Origin of the sequence: Nitrosospira multiformis ATCC 25196 (assembly GCF_000196355.1) — a bacterium.
Taxonomy (GTDB): domain Bacteria; phylum Pseudomonadota; class Gammaproteobacteria; order Burkholderiales; family Nitrosomonadaceae; genus Nitrosospira; species Nitrosospira multiformis.
The window spans coordinates 2,233,101-2,245,537 of the sequence record NC_007614.1 but is presented as its reverse complement, the minus strand read 5'-3'; the positions used below and the strand labels follow the sequence as shown (position 1 = coordinate 2,245,537).

The window sequence follows — 12,437 nt, the reverse complement described above, 5'->3', positions numbered from 1 at the left end:
GCCTTATTGGATCCCTTGCCAGAGTTCGTAACCAAAGATAACAGCCCAGCTGGAATATATTTACGGATCATGATAGAAACGCAAGCTGGACTTCTTGAACACAAGTCTTTAACGGCGAGAATCGGATTCACTTTACCAGCCAGTTATCCCAATCAGCTTATCGAGCATGCCTACCTGCGCCTTCTGGTGTCGGATGAAACACATTGCCTTCCGGATTCGCCAAAGCGTCATTCATGTGCAGCAAGACAACCTGTTGCGGTAGTCAGAGTCTCATTTCTTTTGGCACAGGAGCATGTTATGAGACAACAGATCGCAGGGCGTGGATAGCTGTAAAATTTTACAGCTATCTATTCCTTGGCATCTTCTGGCTAAAATCGCACCGCAGAGCCTGAGCGTAACTAAGGGGAAAAGGGATAGCAGGGGTAATTCCGGAATGCGATGCGCTGTCCTGCTATACTGAGAAAAGCAGCACTCCTTGTGCCTTTTGGGCCGGTACAGTCAGTACAGGTGGAATCTGCGGAAATGTTTTGATTGGTGCCCAGAAGAGGACTCGAACCTCCACAGTGTTGCCACCGCTAGGACCTGAACCTAGTGCGTCTACCAATTCCGCCATCTGGGCAATGAGCGAATCTGTCCAACGATGGGACAGAGGCGCAATTCTATAGGAAATCAGCTTTGACAATCAAGAAGAAACAAAAGCTCCGCAAGCTTGACCCTTATCTTGAACGGGAAAAAGAGCATTATGGGCATGCGCTGCCTAGCCGGGAATTCATACTCCAGATACTCGAAGAGCAAGGCGTTCCCGTACCCGAGGAAGCATTGCAGAACCTGCTCGGAATCACCGAAGAAGAAGGCGAGATCTTCAGCCGCCGTCTTTCTGCCATGTTGCGCGAAGGCCAGATCATGCGCAACCGGAAGGGCGATATCTGCATGGTGGAGAAGCTCGCTCTTATCAAAGGCAAGGTTCAGGGTCACCCGGATGAATTTGGTTTTCTGATACCTGACGATGGCAGTCCCGATTTGTTTTTGAGTGCCAAAGAAATGCGCAAGGCGCTGCATGGCGACCGCGTGATGGTGCGTGAAATCGGGGTTGACCGGCGAGGCCGCCGGGAGGGAGCCATCGTAGAGGTGCTGGAGCGCGCAGTAACGCAGTTGGTGGGACGATTACATGCGGATCACGGAATTCTTTACGTGGAGGCGGAGAATAGACGTATCAGCCAGGACATTCTGATTCCCCGAGAAGAATCGATGAATGCAAGGGCAGGCCAGGTGGTCATCGTGGAAATCCTCCAGCAGCCGAGTAAACATGCCCAGCCTATTGGGCGCATCATCGAGATTTTGGGCGACTACACGGCCCCCGGAATGGAGATCGAAATCGCGCTTCGCAAGCACGACTTGCCTTACCAGTTTCCACAGGAAGTGGAAAAACTTTCGGCACGTCTTCCATCCAAGGTGTTAAAAAAAGACCTGATCAAGAGAGAAGACCTTCGTCACCTTCCGCTGGTGACGATAGACGGCGAAACTGCCCGGGATTTCGACGACGCCGTATATTGCGAGCGTGACGGAAAGGATTACAAGCTTTATGTCGCCATCGCCGACGTCAGCCATTATGTAAAGCCGGGCGACGCTCTCGATCAGGAGGCATACAATCGTGGAAATTCCGTCTATTTTCCGCGGCGGGTTATCCCCATGCTGCCGGAAGCGCTATCGAACGGGCTCTGTTCTCTCAACCCGGAGGTAGATCGCTTATCCATGGTGTGCGAAATAAGCCTGGATTTTGCAGGTGACTTCAAGGGCTATCGTTTTTATCCCGCAGTCATGTTTTCTCACGCCCGGCTTACCTATACAAAAGTGGCGGCCATGCTGGAGAATTCTAAGGGAGAGGAAGCGAAACAATATAAGGATCTCTTGCCGCACATCCAGTTGCTCTACAAATTATTCAAGGTATTGCTGAAAGCGCGAAATCTGCGGGGGGCAATTGATTTTGAAACGATCGAAACGCGCATGATCTTCAACGATGAGGGCAAAATCGAGCGCATCCTGCCGATACAACGTAACGACGCGCATCGCATCATCGAAGAATGCATGCTCGCCGCCAATGTATGTGCCTCCGATTTTCTGCAGAAACACAAGCAGGCGACTCTCTATCGGGTCCATGAAGGTCCGACGCCGGAAAAACTGGCCGCTCTGCGTGATTTTCTCAAGGAATTCGGTGTTCAGTTAGGTGGGGGGGATAACCCCAGGGCGAAAGATTACGCTCGTACGTTATCTACAATAAAGGATCGGCCCGATGCGCAGCTGTTGCAGACCGTGATGCTTCGATCCTTGCGCCAGGCAGTGTACAGTCCCGACAACGTTGGCCATTTCGGCCTGGCCTATGAATCCTATACACACTTTACATCCCCCATCAGGCGTTATCCCGATCTCCTCGTCCATCGAGCCATCAAGGCTGTCCTGAACAAGGCAGCATACTCTCCCGGCAACTGGCACGAACTGGGCGAGCATTGTTCGCAGACGGAGCGCCGCGCGGACGAGGCCACGCGCGATGTCGAAGCGTGGCTCAAGTGCTATTACATGCAGGACAGAATCGGAGAATGCTTTGAGGGAGTCGTCAGTGGGGTCGCCGGTTTTGGTCTTTTTGTGGCGCTGGACGGAATTTATGTCGAGGGACTCGTGCATGTTTCAGAACTGCCCAGCGATTATTTCCATTTTGACGCGGTCAGGCATATGTTGCTGGGGGAGCGCACGGGGAAGCGCTACCGCCTGGGTGACCGGCTCAGAGTCAGGCTGGTTCGAGTCGATCTGGAATCCAGCAAGATAGATTTCGTGCTCGCTGAAAATGCCCAGGATGCGGGGAAAATAAAAACCGAGGCAGTGAGTTGATTTCCGCGATGAATGTCCAGTCCCCGCTTATCATTTTCTGCAATTACTCGTTACTATAGATGTCCGGCTCACGTTTTATATTCGGTTTTCATGCAATTACCAGTCGGTTGCGGCAGAATGCGGCCAGCGTCAGGGAGGTTTTCCTCGATGCGGAGCGAAGAGATCAACGCGCCCGCGATCTGGCGGCGTTGGCGGAAGCCCAGGACATACGCTTGATTGCATGCGACAATGCGAGGCTCATGGCTTTGGCGGGCAATGCCCGGCACCAGGGGGTAGTCGCGCGTATCGACTCCGCCCGGGCGTATGTGGATATCGACGATGTGCTCGACACCCTCGCTGAGCCCGCGCTGCTTCTGGTGCTGGATGGTATCCAGGATCCTCATAATCTCGGTGCCTGCCTGCGTGTTGCAGATGCTTTCGGTGTTCATGCTGTGATTGCGCCGAAAGACCGCGCGGTGGGTCTCACCGCTGCCGTGCACAAGGTGGCAAGCGGCGCGGCCGATAACGTTCCCTATATTTCCGTGACGAATCTCGCCCGTACCCTGCGCGGATTGAAGCAGCGGGGAGTAACGGTCCTGGGAACGGCTGCCGATGCCGATACCCAGCTTGGCGTCCTCCAGCTTGCTGGACCCATCGCATGGGTACTGGGTTCGGAAGAAAAAGGAATGCGGCGGCTGACGCGGGAAAACTGCGATCAGCTTGTTTCGATTCCCATGCTGGGTAGCGTGGAAAGTCTCAACGTTTCCGTGAGCGCGGGTATTTGCCTGTTTGAAACGCACCGCCAGAGATATGCCCCCAAGGCCGGCTGACCCCTAGTTCGCGCCCTGCCTCACTTTTTCGCCGCAGCACGCACCGGGAAACAAATATTAACTCTTCTCCTATGACCCCGATCAAAATTGATATTTTCCAGCGGGTTGAGTATAGTACCGGCCTCTTGAAACACTCGACCTTGCCTCACCGTGTTCGCATCATGGGAGGCTTTACCCATAAGGAGACTGCATGCGACATTACGAAATTGTATTCATTGTTCATCCCGATCAAAGCGAGCAGGTATCCGCAATGATCGAACGGTATCGCAACATCGTGACCGCCAGAAACGGGCAAGTGCATCGCCTGGAAGATTGGGGACGGCGCCAGCTCGCGTACCTGATCCAGAAGGTTCACAAGGCACATTATGTGCTCATGAACATTGAATGTGATCAGGAAACACTGGACGAGCTGGAGCACGCATTCAAATTCAATGACGCCATATTGCGCCACCTTACCCTCAAAATGGATGAGCCGGTTACTGCACCCTCACCCATGATGCGCGAAGAGAAGGCCAAATCCGCTCCGCAGCCCGCAGAGGAAGCCAAGGAAACCACGCTTGCAACCTAGGCTGCCAAGTCGTTGGATTGCAATCGGACTGAAATTTGCGGAACGGTTACAGAAATCGGCAGCTTGCGTTATAGCCCGGCCGGAGTGGCAGTAGTCGAACTCAAGATCAGACACGTTTCGCGCCAAGTCGAGGCGGGGAAGCCAAGGTGGGTGGAGTGTGAAGTTTCTGCCGTAGCCTTGGCGCAGATCGCCGAGATTGCTGCAGGCCTGACTCCAGGGGCGACAGTAAGGCTCGCCGGGTTTCTTGCAAGAAAAAGCCGCATGAGTTTGCAGTTGGCGCTGCATGTAAACCGGATCGATCCCATCTAAATGGATCTTTATTTACAGACAGGAAAAAATTATGGCTCGTTTTATTTCTAAACGTAAGGACGGTAAGGACAAGGATAAGGACAAGAAGGCCAACCGCCCTTTATTCAAACGCAGGAAATTCTGCCGTTTTACTGCGGAAGGCATCAAAACAGTCGATTACAAGGACATTGAGTTATTGAAGGATTTCATCAACGAGAACGGCAAGATCATTCCGGCGCGCATAACGGGGACGAAGTCCAGGTACCAGCGTCAACTGAGTACTGCCGTGGAGCGCGCCCGCTTTCTGGCATTGCTTCCTTATACCGATTTGCACTGAGGAGAGTCGATATGCAGATCATACTGATGGAGAAAGTTGTCAACCTGGGCCAACTGGGCGATGTTGTAAAGGTTAAAAACGGTTACGCACGGAATTTCCTTATCCCGCAGGGCAAGGCAAAGCGCGCTACCCAGGCGGCCGTTGCCGAGTTCGAGTCAAAGCGCGCGGAACTGGAGAAAACCCAGGCGGATATCCTGGCTGCGGCCCAGGCCCGTGCTGCCAAGCTGGAAGGATTGATGCTGCAGGTTACTCAAAAGGCAGGGGTGGACGGTAAGCTGTTCGGTTCAGTGACCAATGCAGATATCGAGGATGCGCTGAAGGCCCAAGGTTTTGAAGTTGAAAGATCCATGATACGCATGCCTCAGGGTTCATTGAAGCAGGTGGGCGATCATCCGGTAACCATCGTGCTGCATACCGATGTGGCTGCGCATATCATCGTATCTGTTCTGGGTGAATCGGTCTCCTGAAAAGGGGTCTGTCTTTTGATTTTCAAAAGGGGCTGGCAACAGCCCTTTTTGATTTCTGGCTCATTGCAACAGTGTTAAAATCCAGACATGCCTGTAACGTCACGTAACTCCATGCCTCAATTTGTAACGGCAGCTTCAAACGAGCAATTACTCGAATCATACAAATTGCCCCCGCATTCGGTTGAAGCAGAGCAATCGGTATTGGGCGGATTGATGCTGGACAATCACGCATGGGATAAGGTAGCGGACGTGATCACGGAAGATGACTTCTACCGGCAGGATCACAAGCTCATCTACCGCCATATCTGCAAACTGGTCGAGCACAGCAAACCGGCCGATGTCATCACGGTAGCGGAATCACTTGAAATATCCGCGGAATTGCAGGGGGCTGGGGGGCTCGCTTACGTGGGGATCCTCGTACAGAATACGCCTTCGGCTGCAAATATCCGCCGCTATGCGGAAATCGTGCGCGAGCGCGCAATCATGCGCAAGCTTGCCCAGGTGGGGACCGACATCACGGATTCGGCATACAACCCTGCTGGGCGTTCAGCCGCCACGCTGCTGGATGAAGCCGAGGCCAGGGTTTTTGAAATTGCCGAGGCAGGTGCGCGAGGCAAGCAGGGTTTTATCGACATTCAGCCGCTGCTGAAGGAGGTCGTGGAGCGTATAGAGACGCTCTACAACCAGGATAATCAAAGCGATGTTACCGGAATCGCAACCGGCTTCCATGATCTGGATGAAAAGACTTCGGGCTTTCAGCCGGGGGATCTTGTCATTGTTGCGGGTCGGCCATCGATGGGCAAAACCGCCTTTTCGCTCAATATTGCCGAACATGTTGCACTCACGCTCCAAAAACCGGTAGCGGTATTCAGCATGGAAATGGGAGGCGCGCAACTGGCGATGCGTATGCTGGGCTCCGTCGGAAAGCTGGATCAGCACAAGGTGCGTACCGGCCGCCTGCTGGACGAGGATTGGTCCCGCCTGACGCATGCGCTTGGCAAGCTGAACGACGCTCCGCTTTTTATTGACGAAAGTGCCGCTTTGAATGCCCTGGAATTAAGGGCGCGCGCGCGCCGGCTGCATCGCCAGCATGGGGAACTGGGCTTGATCGTGGTGGATTATCTCCAGTTGATGTCCGCCGCCGGCCAGGGCGAGAACCGCGCAACGGAGATTTCCGAAATATCCCGCTCCCTCAAGGCACTGGCAAAAGAACTGCATGTGCCCGTTGTCGCGTTATCCCAGTTGAATCGAAGTCTTGAGCAGCGTCCGAACAAGCGTCCCGTTATGTCCGATCTGCGCGAGTCCGGTGCGATCGAACAGGATGCCGATCTGATTCTTTTCATCTATCGGGACGAAGTTTATAACCCGGAGACACCGGACAAGGGAATCGCCGAAATCATTATAGGAAAGCAGAGGAATGGACCGATCGGCAAGGTCGATCTGACTTTTCTGGGCGAATATACCCGATTCGAAAGCTACGCCAGAGCAGGTCATTATTGAGACTACGGTTCAACTATCTTTCGCTATTGTCAGGCTAAACTTTCGGGAGTGCAGGTCAGGGCCGCCTGACGACCACGACTTATCCTGCTCGCTTGACCCACTGCCAGGAGCGGAAAAGGTGTCCGGGCTCTTGTCAGCGATAGTGCTTATAGTATCTCTGCAGCATAATCCGCCAGTCTGGAACGCTCACCACGTTGCAGCGTGACGTGCCCGCTGTGATTCCATCCCTTGAACCGGTCCACCACGTAGGTCAACCCTGAGCTTCCCTCCGACAAGTAGGGCGTATCTATCTGCGCGATGTTACCCAGGCACACGACCTTTGTGGCAGGGCCGGCACGGGTAATAAGCGTTTTCATCTGCTTGGGTGTCAGGTTCTGCGCTTCGTCGATTATCAGGAACTTATTGATGAAAGTGCGCCCGCGCATGAAGTTGAGCGATTTTATCTTGATGCGGGAGCGAATCAGATCGAGCGTCGCTGCTCGTCCCCATTCTCCGGCGCTGCTATCCGTCTTGTTGAGCACGTCCAGGTTGTCTTCCAGTGCCCCCATCCAGGGAGTCATCTTTTCTTCCTCGGTTCCGGGCAGAAATCCGATATCCTCCCCCACTGGCACCGTCACGCGCGTCATGATGATTTCGGAGTATACCTTGTGCTCCAGTGTCTGCATCAGACCTGCTGCCAGTGTAAGCAACGTCTTGCCGGTACCTGCCTGCCCCAGCAGGGTGACGAAATCCACTTCCGGGTTCATCAGCAGGTTGAACGCGAAATTCTGCTCGCGATTCCGCGCCGTGATGCCCCACACATTGTTCTTTTGATGAGTATAATCTTTCAGCGTCTGCAGAACGGCAGTTCTTCCGCTAGTCTCCTTGACCTGCGCGTAAAACGGTTTGTCATGCTCCAGATAGACGAATTGATTGATTACAAAACCCCCGGCAAGGGGGCCGGTCACACGATAAAATGTCTGCCCCGACTGCTGCCAGGACTCCATGTCCTTGCCGTGTTCATCCCAGAAATCCTCTGGCAGTTCCTGGATGCCTGAGAAGAGGACATCAGTGTCTTCCAGAACCTTGTCATTGAAATAGTCCTCCGCTGCCAGCCCCAAGGCTCGCGCCTTGATCCGCATGTTGATGTCTTTGGAAACCAGTGTGACCACGCGGTTCTGGTGGGTATCGTGCAAAAACTTGACTGCTCCGATAATCTGGTTGTCCGCGCTGCCGCTTGCCAGATATACCGGCAAGACGTTCGTGATCGCCTGCGTCTGGAGGAACAGCCTGCCGGTTGCATTCTTGGTGCCATGCAACTGTAAAGAAATGCCTTCGTCAATATCGGTTATCGCGCTGCTGACGATTTCATCCAGAAAACGGCTTGTTTGACGTGCATTGCGGGCAACCTCCGACATCCCTTTCTTGTTGTTGTCGAGTTCCTCCAGCGTTGTCATCGTGATATAGATGTCATGTTCCTGAAAGCGGAACAGGCTGGTGGGGTCGTGCATGAGCACGTTGCTGTCGAGCACAAACAGCTTGGGCATCAGACGGGGGATCGGAGCGATGGAAGCAGATGAATTGGGAGCCGTGGGAGATCTCGGCTTTCTAGGACTCATGATTCTCGTTGGGCAGGGTTTTCACAAACTCCAGGACTTCCTGGACATGCCCCGTCACTTTGACACTTCGCCATTCGCGCCGGAGTATCCCTTTGGTGTCGACCACGAATGTGCTCCGATCGATGCCACGAACCTGCTTACCGTACATGTTTTTCATCTTCATCACCCCGAACAGGTTGCAAACCGTCTCGTCCGTGTCGCTCAGCAATTCGAACGGAAAATTCATTTTTGCCTTGAATTTCTCATGAGACTTGATGTTGTCACGCGAAATACCCACTATGTCGCAATCGGCATCGGTAAATTCGGTGTAAGCATCCCGGAATTCCTGGCCTTCGGTGGTGCATCCCGGCGTATCATCCTTTGGATAGAAATAGATGACCAGGTTCTTTTCACGGGTTGCGGATAAACGAAATGTCTTATTACTGGTCGAAGGAAGTTCAAAATCGGGAACGGGTTGATTCAGCATTTCAATCCTCAGTGGTTACTCGCCATGTCATGTTAGCAAAAAAAGCATGTGCGGTTGCAACGAAGAGAAGATTCCCCGCCTTCAAAACCGGTAGTCTCAATCCTCTTGATTTCATAAATGCCTGTTCCGGTTATTGCCATGTTGTGATCATCATCAAACAGGTGACATGGGATAGGGGAACAATCAGGGTTGTCCTCGCACCGCATCCGCCCAGCAGTTGGGGGTTTCGAACAGGCGCACTTGCTCCAGCCTTAGATGATTGCCATAGCGATCCTGATATGCTTCATCGAGTATGTAGAAAGCGGTCAGAGCCAGGTTTTCCGCCGTGGGGGGCGTATCCAGCACCACGGTTTTGTGGTCTTCGAGGGATTGGAGGAATTCCAGCAACTTGTGGTCTTCCGCATAGGCAAGGAACGCATGGTCCCATTTATCCACCAGCACTTCTTTCGCAATGCGTTTGACCTCCGAATAATCCATGACCATGCCTTGCTCGGAGATGCCAGGCTCAGTGATAATTTCGCCTGACAGGGTAATTTCTATGGCGTAACGATGGCCGTGCAGATGCCGGCACTGGCTCTTGTGGGAAGGTATACGATGGCCGGCGTCGAATTCCAGCCTGCGTGTAATCAACATTATCGGGATTGTAGCATTGCAGCAAATTTCCAAACGATTGGATGTAGCAGATCATAGCCGCGATATAACCGGGATGACCTATGTTTATCCCGTTATTTCGCGTCGTGCCGGCGGTGTGTCGATCGGAATCAATCTTAATCCGAACAATGCATGTAACTGGCGTTGCATCTACTGTCAGGTGCCGAATCTCTCGCGAGGCACTGCCCCCGCGATTGACCTGGCAAAACTTGAAGCCGAGTTGCGGGCTTTGTTGCACGAAATCGTATATGGCGATTTCATGCAAAGACAGGTACCTGCTGAGGCAAGACATCTCCATGATATCGCTTTATCCGGCAATGGCGAGTCGACCAGCGCCAGGGAATTCGAGCAGGTCATCGAACTGCTCGGACGGGTAAAAGCCGATTTCGAGCTGCCCGAAGCGCTTAAGCTGGTATTGATCACAAATGGCAGTCTGATAGATCGCGACAGTGTCCAGCGCGGGTTGAGCCGGATGGCAACCCTCAATGGCGAAGTATGGTTCAAGCTGGACAGCGTTACCCGTGAAGGAAGGCAGCTGATCAATAACACGCGCATGAGTTTGAAAAAGATGCGCAGGAATCTGCAACTGTCCGCATCCCTGTGCCCTACATGGTTGCAGACCTGTGTATTTCAGATCGACGGAATGCCACCTTCCAGAAATGAATCTGAAGCGTATTTGAGATTTATCGAGGAATTTCTGAGCGAGGGGGGAGCACTCGAAGGGGTGCTTCTGTACGGTCTTGCGCGTCCATCCTTGCAGCCGGAAGCCTCTCGGCTGACGAAGATCAGGCAGGAGTGGATGGAGGCATTTTCGGAACAAATAAGACGCCGGGGACTCGCTGTAAAGCTGAATCCATAGCTGATTTCTCCTTCCTGATTCTCCGATGAAGCTTGAGCAGTGATCTGGACAGGTCTCCGGTATTGTCCCTACTGCTTGGCCTTGGAGGCTTTCTTCAGACTCTTGTACAGCTCGGGATCCTTGCTTTTCAGCAAGGCCGCAACCGCGAGATCGTCTTTCTTGATCTTGGAAAGATCGATATGCTCGATATGCACCAGCCGTACCAGTTCCCTTACCGGCCTAGGCATATTTCGTCCACTCTCATAACGGGAGCCGCCGCTTTGGGTGACGCCGACCTTGCTCCAGAAATCATGCTGATTGAGACCCAGCTTGCGCCGAATTTCACGAGGATTGGATATTTCTTCGAAGAGTTTCATGGGGCATCCCGACAGGTTATGGAGTTAGAATAGACGCGCTTTTATGTTATAGGAGTATTGCACATACATAAATTTAATTTGTTTTTTTATTCTATGCAAGTATTAAGAAACCCCTGAATCAATCAGGTTTTCCCTGAATGGAACGACTCCAGGCCCTGCATTTGACCTACGTCAATATCCTGGGATATTCCCTTTTATCATTTTGCATATCATGGAACCTGGAAAAAGCTTCTGTAAAGGTTCTCGGGTTTTCTTTCCGGTAATAAGGTAAAATTCGAACACAATATCCATGCCAGGACTTTAATCCCCTGAATTGATCCGACATATGGCATTTTGTCCACGGCTTTGCCATTCCCAGTTAAGCAGGTTATCGTGACATTTATCGTTCAAAAATACGGCGGCACATCGGTGGGCAGCACGGAGCGCATCAAGAATGTTGCGCGCCGGGTGGCGAGATTCCAGGCCCGGGGCGATCGGGTGGTGGTCGTGGTATCCGCCATGAGCGGAGAGACAAATCGTCTTATTGCGCTGGCCCGGGAATTCCAGGCCCATCCGGATCCCCGGGAGCTGGATGTCATGGTTTCCACCGGGGAGCAGGTTTCTGTCGCTCTGCTGTCAATGGCGCTGATGGATCTGGGCATCAAGGCGAAGAGCTACACCGGTGCCCAGGTGCGCATTCACACCGATAGTGCCTATACCAAGGCGCGCATACTCAAAATCGATGAAGACAGGATACGCGCCGATCTCGATGCGGGATACGTGGTGGCAGTAGCGGGCTTTCAGGGAGTGGACGAGGCGGGGAGTATCACAACATTGGGCCGGGGAGGTTCCGACACCACGGCTGTGGCCCTCGCGGCAGCGCTCAAGGCGGATGAATGCCAGATCTATACGGATGTAGACGGAGTTTACACGACCGATCCCCGAATTGTGCCCGAAGCGCGCAAACTCAAGACTGTTACCTTTGAAGAAATGCTTGAAATGGCAAGCCTCGGTTCCAAGGTGCTGCAAATCCGCGCGGTGGAGTTCGCGGGTAAATACAAGGTTAAATTGCGGGTGCTCTCCAGTTTCGAGGAAGAAGGAGAAGGTACCCTCATCACTTTCGAGGAAGAGAAAAACATGGAACGGGCGATTATTTCAGGCATCGCATTCAATCGTGACGAAGCCAAGATTACGGTGCTGGGTGTGCCGGACCGTCCCGGTATCGCCTATCAGATTCTCGGTCCCGTGGCGGAGGCAAATATCGATGTAGACATGATCATCCAGAATGTCGGCCACGATGGCATGACCGATTTTTCATTTACCGTGAATCGCAATGAATTTGCGAGAACGATGGATATCCTGAAAAATCAGGTGCAGCCTCATATCGGTGCCCGGGGTGTGATCGGAGGCGACAGAATCGCGAAAGTCTCGGTAGTGGGCGTCGGCATGCGTTCGCATGTGGGCATTGCCAGCAGAATGTTCCGTACGCTGGCCGAAGAGGGCATCAATATCCAGATGATCTCCACCTCTGAAATCAAGATTTCAGTAGTCGTGGATGAAAAATACATGGAGTTGGCGGTACGTGTCTTGCACAAGGTATTCGAACTCGATCAGATATCATGAATATTCCGCTTACCGGTCCCTTTCATAACCTTTGTTTGACCCAGGAGTTCTAA

At 52.9% G+C, this 12,437-nt stretch carries 13 protein-coding genes and 1 tRNA gene; 9 read left to right on the top strand and 5 right to left on the bottom strand.

The window, feature by feature from the left end; all coding sequences use genetic code 11:
- Positions 1 to 532: 532 nt before the first annotated feature.
- Positions 533 to 619: transfer RNA gene (locus NMUL_RS10220), tRNA-Leu, on the bottom strand.
- A gap of 56 nt (positions 620 to 675) precedes the next feature.
- Between NMUL_RS10220 and rnr the strand changes: the two genes are divergently transcribed.
- The 7 genes from rnr to dnaB all read left to right on the top strand — a co-directional run bounded on the left by rnr (position 676) and on the right by dnaB (position 6,852).
- Complete coding sequence (gene rnr, locus NMUL_RS10215) at positions 676 to 2,883, top strand: ribonuclease R (protein WP_011381268.1); 2,208 nt, start codon at positions 676 to 678, stop codon at positions 2,881 to 2,883.
- A 59-nt stretch (positions 2,884 to 2,942) separates the two neighbouring features.
- The gene (gene rlmB, locus NMUL_RS10210) at positions 2,943 to 3,692 is read left to right on the top strand and encodes a 23S rRNA (guanosine(2251)-2'-O)-methyltransferase RlmB (RefSeq protein WP_011381267.1); all 750 of its coding nucleotides are present in this window, start codon (positions 2,943 to 2,945) and stop codon (positions 3,690 to 3,692) included.
- Between the two features lie 190 nt (positions 3,693 to 3,882).
- Positions 3,883 to 4,260 (top strand): 30S ribosomal protein S6, encoded by a 378-nt coding sequence (gene rpsF, locus NMUL_RS10205; RefSeq protein ID WP_011381266.1) that lies wholly within the window; start codon positions 3,883 to 3,885, stop codon positions 4,258 to 4,260.
- A 12-nt stretch (positions 4,261 to 4,272) separates the two neighbouring features.
- A complete protein-coding gene (gene priB, locus NMUL_RS10200; protein WP_011381265.1) occupies positions 4,273 to 4,569 on the top strand; it encodes a primosomal replication protein N in 297 nt (98 codons plus the stop codon).
- Between the two features lie 31 nt (positions 4,570 to 4,600).
- On the top strand, positions 4,601 to 4,885 hold the full coding sequence (rpsR, locus tag NMUL_RS10195; protein ID WP_011381264.1) for a 30S ribosomal protein S18: 285 nt from the start codon (positions 4,601 to 4,603) through the stop codon (positions 4,883 to 4,885).
- An 11-nt stretch (positions 4,886 to 4,896) separates the two neighbouring features.
- Positions 4,897 to 5,352 carry a 50S ribosomal protein L9 gene (gene rplI / locus NMUL_RS10190; RefSeq protein ID WP_011381263.1) on the top strand — a complete coding sequence of 152 codons (456 nt, stop codon included), beginning with the start codon at positions 4,897 to 4,899 and terminating at the stop codon, positions 5,350 to 5,352.
- A gap of 111 nt (positions 5,353 to 5,463) precedes the next feature.
- Positions 5,464 to 6,852: a replicative DNA helicase gene (dnaB, locus tag NMUL_RS10185; protein WP_041352547.1), complete on the top strand. Its 1,389-nt coding sequence runs from the start codon at positions 5,464 to 5,466 to the stop codon at positions 6,850 to 6,852.
- A 146-nt stretch (positions 6,853 to 6,998) separates the two neighbouring features.
- Here the strand turns inward: dnaB and NMUL_RS10180 are convergent, their stop codons facing one another.
- From NMUL_RS10180 to queD, 3 genes are all read right to left on the bottom strand, one after another.
- On the bottom strand, positions 6,999 to 8,450 hold the full coding sequence (locus NMUL_RS10180) for a PhoH family protein (protein WP_011381261.1): 1,452 nt from the start codon (positions 8,448 to 8,450) through the stop codon (positions 6,999 to 7,001).
- The gene (locus NMUL_RS10175; protein WP_011381260.1) at positions 8,440 to 8,916 is read right to left on the bottom strand and encodes a peroxiredoxin; all 477 of its coding nucleotides are present in this window, start codon (positions 8,914 to 8,916) and stop codon (positions 8,440 to 8,442) included. The genes NMUL_RS10180 and NMUL_RS10175 overlap by 11 nt, the downstream gene beginning before the upstream one ends.
- Before the next feature lie 183 nt (positions 8,917 to 9,099).
- Positions 9,100 to 9,549, bottom strand: coding sequence for a 6-carboxytetrahydropterin synthase QueD (queD, locus tag NMUL_RS10170; protein ID WP_011381259.1), 450 nt, complete (start codon positions 9,547 to 9,549; stop codon positions 9,100 to 9,102).
- 73 nt (positions 9,550 to 9,622) lie between these two features.
- Here queD and NMUL_RS10165 point away from each other — a divergent pair, with 73 nt between their 5' ends.
- Entirely contained in the window at positions 9,623 to 10,426 is an 804-nt protein-coding gene (locus NMUL_RS10165) for a radical SAM protein (RefSeq protein ID WP_011381258.1), read from the top strand.
- Positions 10,427 to 10,494: 68 nt separating this feature from the next.
- Here the strand turns inward: NMUL_RS10165 and NMUL_RS10160 are convergent, their stop codons facing one another.
- A complete protein-coding gene (locus NMUL_RS10160) occupies positions 10,495 to 10,782 on the bottom strand; it encodes a helix-turn-helix domain-containing protein (protein WP_011381257.1) in 288 nt (95 codons plus the stop codon).
- A 372-nt stretch (positions 10,783 to 11,154) separates the two neighbouring features.
- Between NMUL_RS10160 and NMUL_RS10155 the strand changes: the two genes are divergently transcribed.
- Entirely contained in the window at positions 11,155 to 12,384 is a 1,230-nt protein-coding gene (locus NMUL_RS10155) for an aspartate kinase (RefSeq protein ID WP_011381256.1), read from the top strand.
- Positions 12,385 to 12,437: the final 53 nt, after the last annotated feature.